Origin of the sequence: Clostridium beijerinckii (assembly GCA_003129525.1) — a bacterium.
GTDB lineage: Bacteria > Bacillota > Clostridia > Clostridiales > Clostridiaceae > Clostridium > Clostridium beijerinckii_D.
The window spans coordinates 3,470,001-3,488,688 of sequence record CP029329.1; the positions used below are offsets into that span (position 1 = coordinate 3,470,001).

Sequence of the window (18,688 nt, forward strand, 5' to 3'; positions counted from 1 at the left end):
GGGATATATAACATACCACCCCATATTACAAGCATAAGTACAGGAGATAAAAATGCCATCAGTATTTTAGGACCATAGCTATTGATCTCTCCATTAATATTCCAATGCATAGGCATTAAATCTGGTAACTTATTATAAAATACAATACTTACTAAAAATCCAATTGTTATTATTGTCAGATTATAAATATCACTTTTCTTTTTCATAATTGTAATCATTATCCCCTTTCATATCCTCACTCTTTTGTTTTTTTAATTTCTTATTATTAATATAACGTGCTTTTAAATCATTTTCAATATATTACTCTTTCTTCAAAGAAAAAATTCTCCAAGACATAGTCTTGAAGAATATAAGGTACACTTCAATAATAATATAAAAAGCCTAAAGTAGATAATATCAAAATATATTTCTACTTTAGGCAAAATTTTTAATTTCTTAATATTTAGTAGTCTGTATCTGCAAATTTTTGTTTCCCCCAAAGATACTGCTGAGACCCAAAGTGCTTAAGTTACTATTTAAATTTTCTTTTTCTAGCTTCTATTGACTTTTTCTTTCTTTTCACACTTGGTTTTTCATAATGTTCTCTCTTTTTAACTTCGGCAAGGACTCCAGACATTGAACATTGTTTTTTAAATCTTCTTAATGCTTGCTCTAGCGTTTCGTTTTCTCTCAATTTAATTTCTGACATGATTTTATCCCTCCATCCAACACTGTACTTTAAACTATAAATATAATTTATAAATATGAACTTATTAATATACTATACAGTATTTAATGAAATACTGTCAAATATAAAAAGTTTAATAAGAGATAATTTCCCTCGTATAACGTATTTTTTCTTCAAATTATATTTATATTTGCCATTACAATCTACTTGCAAATTATTTTATTCTATTTTTTCATAAATTTGCCTTTATCACTATAGCTATTGTCATTTACAGATTCAACTTTAAAGCTTCCCTCTTCATATATAATCTTAGATATGCTTGAATTATCCATATTTCTTACATTGAAATTCTTGTCCAAATAATCAATAATCAATCTAATTATTCCTCCATGTGCTACTATAAGTACTTCTCCTCCATTATCATGTGAATTTTCCATGCATATATCCTTTAGACTTTTCATGACTCTTTTTATTGCTGCATTGTAATTTTCTGCTTCTTTTGTTTCATCTAAAATAGCACATGAATTGCAGTATTCCTTTTGAAAATCATATTTTTCTTCTGCTTCTTCAAAGGAACTTACATTAAGAAACTTCAGTATATCATTAAACATTATACTTTCATGCTCTCCTTCATATTTTCCAAAATACACTTCTCTTAAACCTTCAAGTTCTTTTAATTGTAAATTTGTACTTGCTTTATTTTCTTTTATAACAATTCTTGCAGTCTTTACTGCTCTACCTAAATCACTGCTATAAGCTGCTTTAAATTTAACATCACTAAGTCCAAGGCCAGTGTTTATTGCTACCTCAATTCCTTCCTTAGTAAGAACTCCATCACACCATCCTTGAGTTCTTTTAGCTTTGTTTAAAATAGTTTGTCCATGTCTCATTAAATATAAAATAACTTTACCCTTATTTTTATTGCTCATTTTTCCCTCCATAATTATAAATGAAATTTATACTTATCTATTACTATATTAGATTCATTTCTGTATCTAATATTTCATTTTTTTCAATTTCCTTTATTAGAATTTGGTGACTAAATAAATTTGTACTATATAACACTAATAATATCATTTCCCAAATAACTTCAAATGTTCAATTAAAATTTGAAATCCTATTAATATTAAAATTATTCCTCCTATAATACCCGCTTTATCTTTTAATACGCTTCCAAACATTTTTCCAATATATACGGCTATTATACTTAATATAAATGTTATTATTCCAATTAGAGAAATTGTAGTAATTATATTGATGTTTAAAAATGCACAACTCACTCCAACTGCTAGAGCATCAATACTTGTTGCAATTGCTAATATTAAAAATCTTTTATTTGAATGTACATCAATATCTGAATCGTCTTCACCCTTTAGTGAATCAATTAACATTTTACCCCCAATAATAATTAATAAAAAGAATGCTATCCAATGATCTATATTTTCTATATACTTAGTAAACTTAACTCCTAAAAACCATCCAATCAATGGCATTAATGCTTGAAATCCACCAAAATATATTCCAGCTTTTAATGCAACTTTATGTCGTTCTTCCTTAGCTGTTTCTAATCCAATTGTTAAAGATACTGCAAAAGCATCCATTGCTAATCCAATTGCTGTAAATATAATTGATATTATACTCACTTTTACTCCTCCTTAGTTAACTTTTATTAATTATCCTATAAAATTGTATTATTAGGACATATCTTGTTATTATAATTTTGTAATTTTTTTCTGTCAAATATTTTGATTTTTTATATTATATGCAAAATGAAATCCAAGGTATTTTTCCCTGGATTTTATTATTTTCTTATAAGTATAAATTCATTCCATTTACTTTAAGCCATTCATGCTTTTCTTTATAATCAGGCATTATTTCTTCTACTCTATTCCAAAAATGTTTTGAATGATTTCTATGATCCATATGACACATTTCATGAACTACAATATAGTCTAAAACATCAGCTCTTGCCATACTAATTCTCCAGTTAAAAAGAATAGCATTTTTACCAGTACAGCTCGCCCATCTTCTTTTTTGTTCCTTTACTTTTACATCTGTTACTATATCTTTAAAATTACTTGCATAATAATCTATTCTTCTTGTGACTATTTTAAGAGTTTCTGCCCTATACCATTTTTCTAATGCGAATTTTATCTTCTCTTCTTCAAATGTATTTGTACGTATTATAAACTTATTATTTAAATCTGCTTTATTTAAGAATACATTTTGTAACTTATCAATCAATTTATTATTTGTAGTATACTGACATTTATCAATAAGCAATTTATTTGGCCTTAAATCATTGCAGTCTGCTTTAATTAATTCAACAGTTATATTTTTTCTATGTACATCAAAAATTAAATGTAAAGGATATTCTTCTCCTAAATACATAAATGTACTTCCTTCAATGATATCTCGCGCAATTTTATTTGACCCTCTTTTGCTAATTTCATCTTGCTTAGTTATAATCCAATTAGCTTTACTATGCATAACCTGTAAAATGTATTCTTTATTGATTCTTAAGGGTGCACTCACAATAATCTGTCCATCTTCTTCTATTTTTATACTAATAGTCTTTCTTTTTCTACGTATTATATCAAACTCTATTTCCTTACTTTTATATTCAAATTTTAGTTTCATTTTTATCTTCACCTATAAATCAAATTTTATTTTTTAGAAAGCTTACCATATCATCAACCCATTTTTTGTAGATTATTATAATATAAAATTTATAAGCTTTTTTATTTAATTATACACTAAAAAATAAATACAATGAGTTGTTATAATAAAAATATGTTTTACTTTAACAACTCATTGCATTTATTAAATTTTATTTAAAGGCATTTCCTTTAATGACTTCTTTATCTCATCAATATTTTTACCTATACTGGAATCTACTGCTGCAACTATTGCGCCTTCTACTAAAGGTGCATCAATAATTTCAACATTATTTTTCATATCTTCATCTAGAAACTCTATAGCCATTTCAGTATTCATAAAAGCACTTCCTAAGTCGAATAATATTATTACTCCACTATCGCTATAAACTTCTCTAATAGCATCTGTAATTTTATTTATATCTGTTCCTATTCTTCCGTCGTTAGTCCCTCCAGCTTCAGCAATATTAACTTCCGGAGCCATTTGAGCAGCTATTTCCTTTACTCCCTTTGCGACATTATCACTATGAGATACAATTACTATTCCAACCATATCTATCACATATCCTTTACTAGTTCTTCTGTTATTGTATTAAGTATTAAATACATTGAAGTAGCTCCTGCATCTTGATGCCCTAAGCTTCTTTCTCCCAAATAACTCGCCCTGCCTTTAGTTGCAATTATATTCTTAGTATGCTCCATACCTTCCTTTGCAGCATTTCTAATTAATATTAAAATTTCCTTTGTTGTTTTACCTTGATCTATAGCTTTTTTTCCAGCTGCAATTGCAGGTGACAAAGCCTCAATCATAGTTTTTTCTCCTTCAGTAGCTTTTCCTCTCATTTTTATTCCATCTAAAGCTTCTTGTAGAATTTCTATAAAATCATTTATATTCATGGTACTCTTCTTTAAAAGTATGACTCCAGCCTTCATAAAAGCTGTGCCATATAGTGGTCCCGATGCACCCCCAACAGTACTAACTAAAGCCATACCAGAACTTTTTAAAATATTTCCTAAATCATCCTCAGGCAAATCTTTAATTTTTTCAACTACAGCCTTAAACCCTTTGCTCATGTTTAGTCCATGATCACCATCACCAATAGCTGCATCTAGTTCACTTAAATATAATTTATTTGTTTCAATTATTGTACTAATTTTTCTTAATATTTCCTTTATATCTTTACCGTTTGCCATATCAAGCCCTCCTTAACTGCGTTACTAGAAAACCTTAAATGCTGGTGTATCAGCCTTTGCATCGAGTAAAGTTTTTAATTCACTATCCAATTTCAATATTGATATGGAACATCCTGCCATTTCTAAAGATGTCATAAATTCTCCTATAAAAGTTTTATGGATCTTGATACCCTTATCCTTTAATATTTGATTAACTTTTTTATTTACAATATATAATTCCATATTAGGAGTTGATCCTAAACCATTTATAAGAACTGAAACTTCATCACCAGTTACTATATTAATATCCGCTAAAATTTTACTTGTTAAATGTTCAGCTATTTGATCTGCACTTGAAATTTTTTCTCTATGAGTTCCTGGCTCCCCATGTATCCCCATTCCAATTTCAACTTCATCATCAGCTAATGTAAAATTAGCTTTACCTGCTGCTGGTACTATACATGATGATAATGACATTCCCATGCTTCTTACATTTTCAATTGTCTTTTCTGCAACTCTTTTTACATCCTCTAAACTTCCACCCGCTTCTGCCTTCGCACCTGAGATTTTATGAACAAATACTGTTCCTGCTATTCCTCTTCTTCCTGCTGTATATAAACTATTTTCTACTGCTACATCATCATTTACAATAACTTGTTCTACTTTTATGCCTTCCATTTCAGCCATTTCTTTTGCCATTTCAAAATTCATTACATCACCAGTATAGTTTTTTATAACAAGCAGCACTCCTTGTCCATTGTCAGTAGCTTTAATTGCTTCATACACTTGATCTGGAGTTGGTGATGTAAATACTTCTCCACATATGCCACCATCTAGCATTCCAAATCCAACATATCCTGCATGCGCTGGTTCATGTCCGCTTCCTCCACCACTTACTATTGCCACTTTATTTTCAGCTTTATGAACTCTTGTTAACACATTTGCATTCTCTAGCTTATTTAAGTATTCTGGATAAGCAGCTACAAGACCATCTATCATATCTGCTAAAACATTGTTAGGGTTATTAATTAATTTTTTCATTTTAACATTCCTCCCATTATAAAACATATTTTTATTTTGTTAATATAATCTTTTAATATGGTATTACTAGCTTAAATATTCCAATCCAAGTAAAACAAAAATAATTTAAGGAGATAAATCTAAAGCTGATTGTTACTTATTTCTAAATAATACATCTTTTTATTAGCCAAAAAAAAGTCAAGCTAAAAACAAGGTGGAAAATCACCATAATTTTTATGCTTGACTCTAAATTCTCTTCGCATTTATATTTTATTTATGTTAATATTATACATTGTAAAGGTATACTTGTCCAGCACTTATTTTAAATTTCGCAGGTATAGTTTTCATTTTATGATATATAAAATATAAACTTATTCATAATTAGTAAGCGATATTTAACATTTTATTCCCTAAATACAAAAACTTTAAGCACTATTAAAGTAAAAAATATGTTATACTCATATCAGCTTTTAAGATTTTAAGTGCATTTAGATTAAGTTTTATACATAGAATTAAGGCCACTAAAAATTAACTTTCAGCACTTTTACTTAAAACAAAAATATAATTCTCAACTAAATTACTATTTTAAATTTTACAATAGTGAAACCTAGATAATTCTCAAATAGACTTATCTAGGTTTTATTATACGTATTGCTAATTCTCTACAACTTCACAATGCATTACTGAATCAGCTTTGTCCCATGGAACTAAGTATCCTTGTCCATGCGAGCAAAATACTGATGTTGAAGTATATTCTATATCAGCATTCTTATTGTAGAGTTTGTTTTCTATTACTTCTTCACTATTATGACAAATATCATATACATCATATATTAAACTTATACTTCCTTTGCCCTTAGTAAAGGCTATGACATCCATGCTATAATCCATAAATGTAGCTACAGGACCTCTTCCCTTTATAATAACTTTATCATCTTCAGACATTACAGGTTCGAAAGTTCCATTTAATCTTTGAATATCTGATAAAACTCTTCCTATGTAATCTGATGAAACTTCTATTGTAAATTTATAATATGGCTCTAATAATAAATTCTCTACTTTTTCTAAACCTTGTCTTAAAGCTCTAAAAGTTGCTTCTCTAAAATCTCCTCCACAAGTATGTTTATTGTGAGCTCTGCCAATTAAAAGTGTAACTTTTATATCTGTTAGACTTGAACCCGTCAAAAGTCCATGATGTTCTCTTTCGAAAATATGTGTTTTAACTAAGTTTTGATGTCCAACTGTCAAATCATCTGCGTGACATTTATTTTCAAAAATAATCCCACTATTTCTAGGTAATGGTTCAATCTTTAAATGCACCTCCGCATAATGTCTTAAAGGTTCAAAATGGCCGCAACCTATAGTCTTGTCAGCTATTGTTTCTTTATAGAGTATTTGACATGGTCCAAATTCAATTTTCAAATCAAATCTTTCCTGCGCTATTTCTTTTAAAACTTCTAACTGAATTTTTCCCATTATATGCACATGGATTTCCTTAAGAACTTCATTCCATATTATATTTAATGCTGGATCTTCTGCTTCTAGAACTTTAAAATAATGTAGAACTTCCTGTACATTACAAGATTTATCAAAAATGACTTTAGACATTAAGGTTGGAACCATTTCATAATGTGTTTTTTCTTTTAAAGTTCCAAGTCCATCACCTGCTATTGCACTTGAAATTCCTGAAATTGCAAATAAATCTCCAGCTTTTACTGCATCTACAGTTTTAAATTTACTTCCATTATAAATTCTTATACCATTTACTTTTTCTCTAATTTCACCTTCATAGGTTGGTGTATTGTTAATTTCATCATCTAGAGTTAATATATCTTGTATTTCTCCACCATAGCTAACTTCATCTCTAACTTTTAATGTTCCTGCTAAAGCTTTAATAAAAGTTATCCTATTTCCGCTTTCATCATGACGAATCTTATATACACGCCCTGAGAATTCTTCATTTTCATTATAATTTGTATAAGTTAACTTATCTAAAGCATGTAAAAACTCTACTATTCCTTCATCTTGAAGAGCTGAACCTCCAAAACACGGGAATATCTTATTTTCTTTTATAAGATTTTTAAATTTTTTAAACCAGAGCTTTTTATCATAAGCTCCTTCAAGATATTTCTCCAAAAGTTCATCATCATATTCACTTATGAATTCTATAAGTTCTTCACTTAATTCAAATTCATTAGAATCTACTAAGCCATTTATATCTTTTTCATTTTGAACATTTTTTAAAGACTTATCCCCTATATAAAACACGTCTTTTGTTAAGTCTTTTTTTATTTCCTTAATAACTCTTTCTTTTTCTGCTCCAATTCTATCTAATTTATTAATAAAAAACATACTTGGTACATTATATTTTCTAAGTAAATTCCAAACAGTCTTAGTGTGCCCTTGAACGCCTTCAACACTACTTACAATAATTATTGCATAATCCATAATTTGAATTGCTCTTTCCATTTCTGTACTAAAATCTATATGTCCTGGCGTATCAACTAGATAATATGTAGAATCTGTAAGTTCAAATATACCTTGATCAGAAAATACAGTAATCCCTCGCTGTTTTTCTATACTATGACTATCTAAAAATGCATCTTTATGGTCTACTCTTCCTCTATTTCTTATACTGTTTGTATGATAAAGCACTTGTTCTGAAAATGTAGTTTTACCTGCATCAACATGAGCTAGTACTCCTATTGTCTTCTTCATGAAATCATCCTTATAATTTATTATTTCTTCTAAGATAATTTATTTTATTCTTTATTTACACTATATCCTATAATTACATCTAATTAATTACTTAAAAACCGTATTATTTTTTATCCTTTAGAATATAAGCCATTTTATTGCTTTTTCTCTTATAACTAATTATACAAAAGTACGTCAATTACTCCTAAATATTATAAATTAGATATAATGATATTTCTTATACGCTCTGTCAAATGTAGTTCTTCTTCTTTTGATAAATTTTTAGTATCTATAGCTTCTCCAAATACAAGTTTTATCTTTGTAGGCACAAATTCTCTAGTATCTTCAAAAGCTCTAGATGCTCTCTCTATACTCATTGGAATTATTGGTGCTTTAGACTTAGTTGCAAGCTTTAAACTACCTTTTTTAAATTCTCCAACTTTACCTTCTTTATTTCTAGTTCCCTCTGGAAATATAGCCATTGAACCTCCTTCTTTTATATTTTGTATTGCATCATTAATAGCTGTAATAGCTGTTCGTGGATTTTCTCTATCTAAAGCCACGCAATTACTCCTTGTTAGCCAATAGCCTATTACCGGAGTTTTAAGGATTTCTTTTTTAGCTATAAATCCTATACTTCTATTTACAGTACAAAGCAATATAGGTATATCTAATATACTTGAATGATTGCCTATAAATACACACGGTTCTTTGGGTATATTCTCTAAACCTCGTACATCTAAGTCTATTCCAACAATTTTCATGGTAAATTTACTCCAAAGATAAGTTGTTTTTTGTGCATATTCTAATGCCAAATCCTTACCCTTAAATTTCCTAATAAATTCATATTTTAATCCTTTAATTATTACCAATAGTATGTAAAATCCATAAATTGTTTTTTTTAATAACATTTTTTCTTTCGTCCCCTTATCATACAAGTTAATTAAATTCTAATCATAACATTTACTTTAATCTCATTTTCAATATAAACTCATGCATTGAATAAATATAATTTTAATAATCACGAATAAAAGCTCATATAAAATTAATATTATAGAAAAAAAAATTTAACTCAAAATAGAAATACAGTAAATAATATCTTATTTCTATTTATTATATCAACTTATTCCACATTATGTCTATTGTCATTTAAAACTTTTACTGTTTTTCCTATATTTTTTCTTTATTGTTTAATCCCCATGTTTCATACTTTACACTCTATAACTTAAATTTCATATTTCTTACCCTACTATAAATTTATACAATATTATACTTTTTATTTAATATATTTTAAATCTGTTAATAATCCATTATATAATTTCAAAATAGAGTCTTATACTAATTTTTTAATATCCTAACATCTTTTAATAGTTGGTTATATTCATTCTCCAATTTTTCTTTTTTTGATATATCAGTTTCTATTGATAAAAGAGAAATGACTTCTGAAAGTTTATTTTCCAATAGCAACAATTTTTCTTCATTTACTTTTTCGGCTTTGTTTATTTTAGGTTTATTGTTTTCTTTAATATACTCTTTATAACTACCTTCAAACTCTTTAATACATTTATCTTTTATTTCAATTATGTAGTCACATATATTTCCTATAAATTTTCTATCATGACATACTAAAATCAATGTTTTGTCTGTATTTATTAATGCCTTTTCTAATTCTTCCATGGCTTTAATATCTAAATAATTTGTTGGTTCATCTAATATTAGAAGGTTATTATCACATAATAGTATTCTGCAAAGAGCCACCTTAACTTTTTCTCCTCCACTTAGAGAACTTACAAGTTTATTAACATCCTCACCTTTAAATCCAAAGTTATCCAAGTTAATTCTTACAAAGCTTTGATCATATGAACAATTCTCTCTCACGTTCTCTAAAATACTTCTGTCTTTTTTTAATATGCTTTGGTTTTGATCAAAGTATCCTATGATAACATTATTAGCAACCTTTATATTTTCATTTTCTTTTTTTAATATTTCTCTTAACAAAGTAGTTTTCCCACATCCGTTATCACCTATTATGCCTACCTTTTTTCCTCTCTTAACTTTAAATGTAGCATCCTCCATTAATGTCTTATTGTGTGCAAATAAACTCAGCTTATTAACCTCTATAATGTTCTTAGATATTACTTCCATACCCTTTTGTATATTAATTTTAGTTTCACTTATAGTTTTTGGTTTTTCTTTAACTTCTAAGTGATCAATTCTACTTTTTAATGATTTTATATTTTCATCTAAGTTTTTTCTAGCCTTTTGTCCTCCCATTTTTCTGAAAACTTTTCCTTCTGAAGTTCCAAATCTCTTTGGAATTTTTTTTATACCGTCTCTTAACTCTTTCTTCCCTAAAATTGCATTCTCTAACCTTCTTTTTTCAGTTACATATTCATTATGTTCAGTTTCTTCTCTTTTTCTTTCTGTTCTTTTTAATTCTAAGTATTTAGAGTAATTCCCCTTATAAACATTAATTTCTCCATCTTCTATTTCAACAATAGTATTACATACTGAATCTAGTAATTGTCTATCATGAGATACAAGTAATAATGCACCTTTATAGTCTTTTAGCATATCATCAAGAATTTTAATACTTCTACTATCTAAATTTGAAGTTGGTTCATCTGCTATTAGAAGACTTTTCTCTTCACTCAAAGCCTTTGAAATTTTTAATTTTACTTTTTCCCCTCCTGATAAAAATTCCTCGTATTTATTTGGTGCTTTAAACATTTTCTTCGTCTTACTCTCTTCACATTCACCAAAGGCTTCTTCTGTTTGACTTATATATGAATAACTATCAGTTAAAAAAGTTTGTCCTTCATCTTGTTCAATATCTTTCATTAATATCTTTAACATAGTTGTTTTACCTGCACCATTTTTACCAACAATTCCAATTCTATCTTCTTCTGAAATTTCAAAATTTTTAATATCTAAAATTAATTTATCTCCATAATACTTCTTTATTTTATCTAATTTTGCTAATTGCATAAAAAATCCCTCCCATTTAAAATGCAGGAGAGAATGTATACATCTATTGACTACTTATAGATTATAATCTACTCCCCTTAAATTTAAGTACAACAATAATAATATTTGTAAAATTATATTATTTAAATTTACTAGAATAAAACTATATTATAAATATGATATTATTTGCATTATATTAACTTTTTATACTCAAATTGAATTTTATTGTTTACACCTTTATATTTATATTTCTCACTTTTATTTCTTAGCTCCCATGTTTTTCAATGGAAGCTTGAAATTCTAAAATTCTAAAATTCTAAAATTCTAATGTTCTTTAATAACTGTTCATAATTTTCCTCTAACTCGTCTCTTTTAGATATATCTTTTTCTATAGATAAAAGTGAAATAACTTCAGAAAGCTTATTTTTAAGTACCATTAGTTTTTCTTTATTTTCTTTTTCATCCTTATTTATTTTAGGTTTATTTTTTTCCTTAAAATATTCTTCATAACTTCCATCAAATTCATTAATAGACTTATCTCTTATTTCAACTATATAGTCACAAATATTTTCTATAAACTTTCTATCATGACATACCATAATCATTGTTTTTTCTGTATTAGCTAATGCCTTTTCTAATGCTTCCGTAGCTTTAATATCTAAATAATTTGTTGGTTCATCTAAAATCAAAAGATTGTTATCACTTAATAGTATTTTGCAAAGAGCTACTTTAACTAATTCTCCCCCACTTAATGAACTAACTAGTTTATAAACATCATCACCTTTAAAACCAAAGTTATCTAAATTGATTCTTATAAAACCTTGATCATAGGAACTGCTTTCTCTTATATTTTCTAAGATACTTTTTTCTTTTTGTAATATACTTTGGTTTTGATCAAAATATCCAATGGTCACTCTATTTGCAATTTTTATATTTTCATTTTCTTTTTTTAATATTTCTTTTAACAAAGTAGTTTTTCCACAGCCATTATCACCTATTATTCCAACTTTTTGTCCTCTTTTAATCTTAAAATTAGCATTATTTATTAGCAATTTATTACCTGCAAATAAACTTAAGTTTTTAACTTCTACTATATTTTTAGATATTATTTCCATACCAGGTTGTATATTTATTTTAGTCTCACTTATAGTTTTTGGCTTTTCTTTAACTTCTAAATGATCAATTCTACTTTTCAGTGCCTTTATATTTTTATCAATTTTTCCTTTTTGCTTTTGTCCACCCATTTTGTGAAGTCTTGCTTCTGAGTTTCCCATTCTTTTAGGTGTCTTTCTTATATTGTCTCTTAATTCTGCTTTTCCTATTACTGCATTTTCAAGTTTTTTCTTTTCAATTAAATATTCATTATGCTCATTTTCTTCTCTTTTTCTTTCTTCACTCTTTAATTCTAAGTATTTAGAATAATTACCCTTGTATATTTTTATTTTTCCGTCTTCTATTTGTAGAATAGTATTGCAAAGTGAATCTAAAAATCCTCTATCATGAGATACAAGTAATAATGCACCATTATAATTTTTTAGCATGTCTTCAAGAACTTTAATACTATTAGCATCTAAATTTGAAGTTGGCTCGTCTGCTATTATAAGTTTTTTATTTTCGCTTAAAGCCTTTGATATTTTCAACCTTACTTTTTCTCCTCCAGATAAGAAGTCTTCATATTTATCAGGAGCTTTAAATAATTTCATAATTTTATTTTCTTCACATTCACCATAATAATTTTCAGTTTGGCTTATATATGAATAACTGTCTGTTAAATATGCTTTTCCTTCATCTGGTACAATCTTTTTCATTAATATATTTAACATAGTTGTCTTCCCAGCACCGTTTTGACCAACTATTCCGATTCTATCTCCTTCAAAGACCTCAAAGTCTTTAATATCTAAAATTAATCTATCTCCATAATATTTTTTTATTTTATCTAATTTTGCTAATTGCATAAAAAAAATCCCTCCTAGTTTAATAGGAGAGAGTTTATATCTATTTTAGTGAATGAAACTTAAATTTAAATGTTTATAAATAAGCATCTAAATCTTTAAACCTAACTCATATATATTCGCTAAACAAATTTATAACATACACTTATAAATTTTAATATCTCTTTAAAGAATTTTAGCGCACTATATTATTTTTGAGTAATTTGTATCCTCCAAATGTAAAACACTATTTCAAAACTTCACTATGAAATCATGAAATTTATAACCTATTTTTTTTGGATTAATACATGGTAAAATCATTACTTATTAGATTATAATCTACTCTCCTTAAATTTAAGCATAACAATAACACTTGTAAAATTAGATTTTAAATTCACTGGAATAAAATTAGTCCATAAAAATACGCCTATTTTTATAAAACAAACCTTATATACATAAATTTAATTTTGTTGTTATACTTTTAAGTTTTTATTGTAGATTACATTCTCATATCTGAAATTACCTTAGCCTTTCTTTAATATGAGTTTATTATATCATTGTTTTTATAAATATCAAATATTAAAAATATGACGCCATACATGTTATTTTGGATTCATATATGATGAGTATTTGGTATAATTATTTTTTTATGCCCCAATATTCTAAATACTTGTCCCAATATGAAATCCAATATTACTAATTTATAGATTAATAATTTAAATCTGCAAATTATTAGTTAAGTCCCTCTTTTAAATCTTTTACAAAGTCAATTACTGATTCTTTCCCTTCAGTCATTCTTTTAACTATTGCACTTCCAACTATTACTCCATCACAATAATCTTTAACTTCCTTAACAACTTCCTTTGAAGAAATTCCAAAACCAATACACATTGGAACATCTACAATCTTTCTAACTTCTTCTAAATACTCATGAGTTCCACCATCTAAAGATGTTCTTTCTCCTGTAGTTCCATTTGTAGAAACACAGTATACAAAGCCTTTTGCGTTTTTTGTTATAGCTGCGATTCTATCTCTTGATGTTCTAGCTACAAGTGGAATTAAATAAATTCCATTTTCTTCGCAAAGCTTATTAAGTTCTCCTCTTTCTTCAAGTGGAACGTCTGGAACTACAAGCCCGTCCACTCCACTTTTTGCTGCTTCTTTTAAGAATTCTTCTATTCCTTTGAAATATACAACGTTAAAATAAACCATAAGTACAACTGGTACTTCTGAAGATTCTCTTATTAATTCTACACATCTAAACACGTCTTTAAGTTTTGTCCCATTATTAAGAGCTTTAGTATATGCATTTTGTATTACAGGACCATCTGCAAGTGGATCACTAAACGGTACTCCAATTTCAATTACAGTTGCTCCTGAGTTTTCTAGTGCAACCACTAAATCTGCTGTTTCTTCAACAGTAAAGTCTGCTCCACATGTTACAAACGGTATAAGAGCTTTCCCTTTATTTTCTTTTACTTTGTTAAATGATACATCTATTCTATTCATAATTATTCACCTAGATATGCAAGCACAGCATCCATATCTTTATCTCCTCTCCCTGAAAGATTTATAATCATAATCTTATCGCTACTTAGTGTTGGTGCTAATTTTTTAGCGAAAGCTACAGCATGTGATGATTCAAGTGCTGGTATTATTCCTTCAATTTTTGTCAAATACATAAATCCATCTCTTACTGCTTCATCATCTGTTACGCTTACATAGGTAGCTTGGTTAGTCTCACATAAATATGCATGTTCAGGCCCAACTCCTGGATAATCAAGCCCTGCTGATATTGAATAGGCTTCAAGTATCCCACCATCATTATCTTGAAGAACATAACTTAGCATTCCATGTAAAATTCCTTTTTCCCTTTTTGCCATAGTAGCTGCATGTTCGCCAGTTTCAAGACCTTTCCCTGCACCTTCAACTCCCATTAAAGTAACTTCTTTGTCGTTAATAAATGGGTAGAAGATTCCTATTGCATTACTTCCTCCACCAACTGGTGCTAAAATATAATCTGGTAATTTTCCTTCAAGTTCTAAAATTTGCTTTCTTGCTTCATCCCCTATAACTCTTTGGAAATTTCTGACCATAGTTGGATATGGATGTGGTCCAAGAGCTGATCCTATAATGTAAAATGTATCTTCTACATTTGCACCCCAATATCTTATTGCTTCAGTTACAGCATCATTTAATGTTCCTTGCCCATTAGTAACAGGTACTACTTCTGTACCTAAAAGCTCCATTTTCTTAACATTCATGGCCTGTCTTCTTATGTCTTCTTCGCCCATAAATACCTTGCATTCCATTCCAAATTTTGCTGCAACTGTTGCTGTAGCAACTCCATGTTGTCCTGCCCCTGTTTCTGCTATAACCTTCGTTTTGCCCATTCTTTTAGCTAAAAGCACTTGACCTAAAGCATTATTAATCTTATGAGCCCCTGTATGATTCAAATCTTCTCTTTTCAAATAAATTTTTGCTCCACCTAGATCTTTAGTCATATTTTCAGCATAATAAAGTGGACTTGGTCTTCCTGTATAGTATTTTAAATAATACATATACTCCTCATTAAATTCCTTATCATCTATTACCCTTTCATATGCTGCTTCAAGTTCTATTAAAGCATTCATTACAGTTTCAGGAACGTATTGTCCACCAAAATCATTAAATTTACTATTCATTATTTTTTCCAACCTTTCTTATTCAATTGTCAATTTTCAATGATCAATTAATGATGAAAACTCCAAAGAGAAACTTTAAAGCGCCAAATCAAATATTTGTACTTTTCCTTTTCCTTCGTAATTTCTAAAAAATATTTTCCCTTCCAAACTTCGTAGAAGTTTGTTCTTTAATTGAGCATTGATCATTGATAATTGTTATTTCTAACTTTATCAATTAAACTCTTCATTTTTTCAAAAGACTTTGTTCTATTTCCATTTTCATCTATGATTTCAACTCCTGATGAAACATCAACTCCACTAGGATTTGCCTTAGTTATTCTCTCTATGACATTTTCAGCCGTTATTCCACCTGCTAAAAAGAAGTTATATCTTTCTAAAATACAATCGTCTCTATTTCCTAACTTATACTCTTCACCAAAGTGCTCACTTATATTTTCTAGAGAAAATGCTTCACCACTACCTGGATTATCTCCATCTATAAGATATCTATCTATTAAATTATCCCCTTCATTATTTGCTATTTGCTTATTGCTTGTTATACATTTCCACTTGCTCGCCATATCCTTTATAGATAGTGCTTTCCATATTCTTGTGGATTTATTTATATTTTTCTTTAATAAACTTATAAATTCTTCATCTTCATCCCCATGAAGCTGAATAGCATATAAAGATGTTTTCCCCAAAACATCTAAAATCTCATCCATTGAATTATTTCTAAATACCCCAACTTTTTTTATATTATTATCTAAATTTAAACATAATTCATTTACCTGTTCCCCATTCACTTGTCTTTTACTCTTTGTAAACACAAAGCCTATGTATTCTGGCTTTAAAATATTTAAATATTCTATTTCTTTTTTATTAGTAATTCCACATATTTTAACTTGAATCATATTACTTCCTCACATTACGGAAATATTTATATATATCCTGTATACATACCCACATTCCAAGACACACTTATTTCTTTCACATATATACTAGAATAGAAATAAGAGGGCTTACATTTATTGGTTTTTAAATTCTCTAAATTTAGATTTAAAATCTGGATTTTCTATATTTCTCATGAATAATTCTCCAATTAAAACTGCATCTGCCCCAAATTCATTTATCATTTCCAAATCTTCAATGCTCATGATACCACTTTCAGCTACAATTACCTTATCTTTTGGTACCCTATTAATAAGCTCTTTTGTCGTATCTAAAGTTACATTGAAGTTTTTCAAATTTCTATTATTTATTCCTATAATTTCACAATCATATTTCAATGCTAATTCAAGCTCTTCTTCATTATGAATTTCAACTAAAGGTTCTAAATTAAATCTTTTTGCTTCCTTGTAAAATTCTCCGAGTGAATCTCCAAGAATACTTACAATAAGTAAAATTCCATCAGCGCCTAATACCTTAGCTTCATAAATTTGATAAAAATCTATTATAAAATCCTTTCTAAGAATTGGAGTATGTGAAATCCTTCTTATTTCTTTAAGATATTTATCACATCCTAGAAAGAAATCTTCTTCTGTTAAAATTGAAAATGCATCTACTCCGAGGTAAGTATAATAATTTAAGATTTCTTTTATATCAAAGTTTTCTACAATTATCCCTTTAGAAGGAGAGGCTTTCTTAAATTCCCCAATTATAGATAAGCCTTCTTTTTTTAATGCAATCTTAAAAGGATTTTTATAATCTACGTCTCTTTCAACTTTAACTTTTGCTAATGCTTGTTTTTCTAATTCTTTAATGGGAATTTCTTTTTTTCTTTTTTGTACTCTAATTTTTTTCTTTCCTATAATATCATCTAAAATCAAAAATATATCACCTCATAGTTAATTTATTATTTATTTCAAATTTGCAAGTTCTTCATATTTTTTGTAAGCAGCTCCTGAATCTACAAGTTCAATAGCTTTTTTTATTCCCTCTTCTAAAGAGTCAGCAAGTTTTGCAACATAAAGTGCAGCTCCACTGTTTATTATTACTATATCTCTTGGTGCTCCCTTTTCGCCTTTTAATACCCTTAATATAATTTCCGAATTTTCTTTTGCTTCTCCGCCTTTTATATCCTCTAATGTAGCTTTCTTAAATCCAAACTTTTCCGAATCTAATTTATAAGTTGTAATTTTTCCGTTTTTAACTTCACATACATTAGTAGTCGTTGTTGTTGTAATTTCATCTAAGCCATCATCACCATATACAACCATAGCTCTTTCTATTCCAAGGTTTAATAAAACTTCGCCAGCAGTTTCTATTAGAGATCCATCATATACTCCCATAAGTTGTCCAGTAATTGATGCTGGATTGGCAAGAGGTCCTATTAAGTTGAATATAGTTCTTGTTCCAAGTTCTTTTCTTTCCTTTGCTACATTTTTCATTGCACCATTGTATTTTGGTGCAAATAAAAATGCCATTCCATTTTCCTCAATTACTTTTTTGCTTTTACTTTCATCCAAATCAATTTTTATCCCAAGTTCTGAAAGTACATCTGCACTTCCACTTTTACTAGATACTGCACGATTACCATGCTTTGCAACCTTTGCACCTCCACTTGCTGCAATTATTGCAACTGCTGTAGAAATATTAAAAGTCTTTGATCCATCTCCACCAGTTCCACATGTATCTATCAAATGTGCTGTATCTTCTATTTTAACAGGTATTAAATTATCTCTAAGTGCTTTAACTGCACCTAATATTTGAGCTGGAGTTTCCCCATTTATTCTAAGACCGATTAAGAATCCTCCAATTTGAGAAGATGTTGCTTCACCCCTCATTATTTGATTTATTACAGATCTTACCTCCTCTTCAGTTAATACTTCCTTTGAAGATAATTTTTTAATTGCCTTATCAATTGTCATTTTAACCCCACCTTAATACTTTATTGCTTATTCATAAATTTCA

17 protein-coding genes (1 of these 17 running past the window's edge) are annotated in these 18,688 nt (G+C 28.1%); all 17 read right to left on the bottom strand.

The genetic code is table 11. The annotated features are described in order from the left end of the window. A protein-coding gene (locus tag DIC82_15560) for a hypothetical protein (GenBank protein AWK53107.1) crosses the window boundary here: on the bottom strand, positions 1-206 show its 5' end (the start). The gene continues 433 nt to the left of window position 1, outside the view; only the first 206 of its 639 coding nucleotides appear in the window; the start codon lies at positions 204-206; its stop codon lies beyond the left edge, outside the window. 305 nt (positions 207-511) lie between these two features. Further along, positions 512-688 carry a 30S ribosomal protein S21 gene (locus DIC82_15565; protein AWK52326.1) on the bottom strand — a complete coding sequence of 59 codons (177 nt, stop codon included), beginning with the start codon at positions 686-688 and terminating at the stop codon, positions 512-514. 203 nt (positions 689-891) lie between these two features. Then, entirely contained in the window at positions 892-1,596 is a 705-nt protein-coding gene (locus tag DIC82_15570; protein AWK52327.1) for a histidine phosphatase family protein, read from the bottom strand. Between the two features lie 144 nt (positions 1,597-1,740). Continuing rightward, positions 1,741-2,310, bottom strand: coding sequence for a hypothetical protein (locus DIC82_15575; protein AWK52328.1), 570 nt, complete (start codon positions 2,308-2,310; stop codon positions 1,741-1,743). 166 nt (positions 2,311-2,476) lie between these two features. Further along, positions 2,477-3,307 (bottom strand): M48 family peptidase, encoded by an 831-nt coding sequence (locus tag DIC82_15580; GenBank protein ID AWK52329.1) that lies wholly within the window; start codon positions 3,305-3,307, stop codon positions 2,477-2,479. A 183-nt stretch (positions 3,308-3,490) separates the two neighbouring features. After that, positions 3,491-3,877, bottom strand: coding sequence for a PTS mannose transporter subunit IID (locus tag DIC82_15585; GenBank protein AWK52330.1), 387 nt, complete (start codon positions 3,875-3,877; stop codon positions 3,491-3,493). A 5-nt stretch (positions 3,878-3,882) separates the two neighbouring features. Beyond that, positions 3,883-4,518 carry a dihydroxyacetone kinase subunit L gene (dhaL, locus tag DIC82_15590; GenBank protein AWK52331.1) on the bottom strand — a complete coding sequence of 212 codons (636 nt, stop codon included), beginning with the start codon at positions 4,516-4,518 and terminating at the stop codon, positions 3,883-3,885. 24 nt (positions 4,519-4,542) lie between these two features. Next, on the bottom strand, positions 4,543-5,538 hold the full coding sequence (locus DIC82_15595; GenBank protein ID AWK52332.1) for a dihydroxyacetone kinase subunit DhaK: 996 nt from the start codon (positions 5,536-5,538) through the stop codon (positions 4,543-4,545). Positions 5,539-6,171: 633 nt separating this feature from the next. Beyond that, positions 6,172-8,235 carry an elongation factor G gene (locus tag DIC82_15600; protein ID AWK52333.1) on the bottom strand — a complete coding sequence of 688 codons (2,064 nt, stop codon included), beginning with the start codon at positions 8,233-8,235 and terminating at the stop codon, positions 6,172-6,174. A 191-nt stretch (positions 8,236-8,426) separates the two neighbouring features. Further along, positions 8,427-9,125 carry a 1-acyl-sn-glycerol-3-phosphate acyltransferase gene (locus DIC82_15605; GenBank protein ID AWK52334.1) on the bottom strand — a complete coding sequence of 233 codons (699 nt, stop codon included), beginning with the start codon at positions 9,123-9,125 and terminating at the stop codon, positions 8,427-8,429. 427 nt (positions 9,126-9,552) lie between these two features. Further along, a complete protein-coding gene (locus tag DIC82_15610; protein AWK52335.1) occupies positions 9,553-11,202 on the bottom strand; it encodes an ABC transporter in 1,650 nt (549 codons plus the stop codon). A gap of 287 nt (positions 11,203-11,489) precedes the next feature. Further along, the gene (abc-f, locus tag DIC82_15615; GenBank protein ID AWK52336.1) at positions 11,490-13,136 is read right to left on the bottom strand and encodes an ABC-F type ribosomal protection protein; all 1,647 of its coding nucleotides are present in this window, start codon (positions 13,134-13,136) and stop codon (positions 11,490-11,492) included. 708 nt (positions 13,137-13,844) lie between these two features. Then, on the bottom strand, positions 13,845-14,621 hold the full coding sequence (locus tag DIC82_15620; protein AWK52337.1) for a tryptophan synthase subunit alpha: 777 nt from the start codon (positions 14,619-14,621) through the stop codon (positions 13,845-13,847). A gap of 2 nt (positions 14,622-14,623) precedes the next feature. After that, complete coding sequence (trpB, locus tag DIC82_15625; GenBank protein ID AWK52338.1) at positions 14,624-15,796, bottom strand: tryptophan synthase subunit beta; 1,173 nt, start codon at positions 15,794-15,796, stop codon at positions 14,624-14,626. A 182-nt stretch (positions 15,797-15,978) separates the two neighbouring features. Continuing rightward, positions 15,979-16,689 (bottom strand): N-(5'-phosphoribosyl)anthranilate isomerase, encoded by a 711-nt coding sequence (locus DIC82_15630; protein ID AWK52339.1) that lies wholly within the window; start codon positions 16,687-16,689, stop codon positions 15,979-15,981. 114 nt (positions 16,690-16,803) lie between these two features. Further along, positions 16,804-17,604, bottom strand: coding sequence for an indole-3-glycerol phosphate synthase TrpC (locus tag DIC82_15635; GenBank protein ID AWK52340.1), 801 nt, complete (start codon positions 17,602-17,604; stop codon positions 16,804-16,806). Positions 17,605-17,634: 30 nt separating this feature from the next. Next, a complete protein-coding gene (gene trpD / locus DIC82_15640) occupies positions 17,635-18,645 on the bottom strand; it encodes an anthranilate phosphoribosyltransferase (protein ID AWK52341.1) in 1,011 nt (336 codons plus the stop codon). Positions 18,646-18,688: the final 43 nt, after the last annotated feature.

Bases quoted from the DNA above. Each gene is read 5' to 3' on its own strand.
- DIC82_15565 (AWK52326.1), bottom strand. From the start codon at position 688: ATGTCAGAAATTAAATTGAGAGAAAACGAAACGCTAGAGCAAGCATTA.
- DIC82_15570 (AWK52327.1), bottom strand. From the start codon at position 1,596: ATGAGCAATAAAAATAAGGGTAAAGTTATTTTATATTTAATGAGACAT.
- DIC82_15580 (AWK52329.1), bottom strand. From the start codon at position 3,307: ATGAAACTAAAATTTGAATATAAAAGTAAGGAAATAGAGTTTGATATA.
- DIC82_15585 (AWK52330.1), bottom strand. From the start codon at position 3,877: ATGGTTGGAATAGTAATTGTATCTCATAGTGATAATGTCGCAAAGGGA.
- dhaL (AWK52331.1), bottom strand. From the start codon at position 4,518: ATGGCAAACGGTAAAGATATAAAGGAAATATTAAGAAAAATTAGTACA.
- DIC82_15595 (AWK52332.1), bottom strand. From the start codon at position 5,538: ATGAAAAAATTAATTAATAACCCTAACAATGTTTTAGCAGATATGATA.
- DIC82_15600 (AWK52333.1), bottom strand. From the start codon at position 8,235: ATGAAGAAGACAATAGGAGTACTAGCTCATGTTGATGCAGGTAAAACT.
- DIC82_15605 (AWK52334.1), bottom strand. From the start codon at position 9,125: ATGTTATTAAAAAAAACAATTTATGGATTTTACATACTATTGGTAATA.
- DIC82_15610 (AWK52335.1), bottom strand. From the start codon at position 11,202: ATGCAATTAGCAAAATTAGATAAAATAAAGAAGTATTATGGAGATAAA.
- abc-f (AWK52336.1), bottom strand. From the start codon at position 13,136: ATGCAATTAGCAAAATTAGATAAAATAAAAAAATATTATGGAGATAGA.
- DIC82_15620 (AWK52337.1), bottom strand. From the start codon at position 14,621: ATGAATAGAATAGATGTATCATTTAACAAAGTAAAAGAAAATAAAGGG.
- trpB (AWK52338.1), bottom strand. From the start codon at position 15,796: ATGAATAGTAAATTTAATGATTTTGGTGGACAATACGTTCCTGAAACT.
- DIC82_15630 (AWK52339.1), bottom strand. From the start codon at position 16,689: ATGATTCAAGTTAAAATATGTGGAATTACTAATAAAAAAGAAATAGAA.
- trpD (AWK52341.1), bottom strand. From the start codon at position 18,645: ATGACAATTGATAAGGCAATTAAAAAATTATCTTCAAAGGAAGTATTA.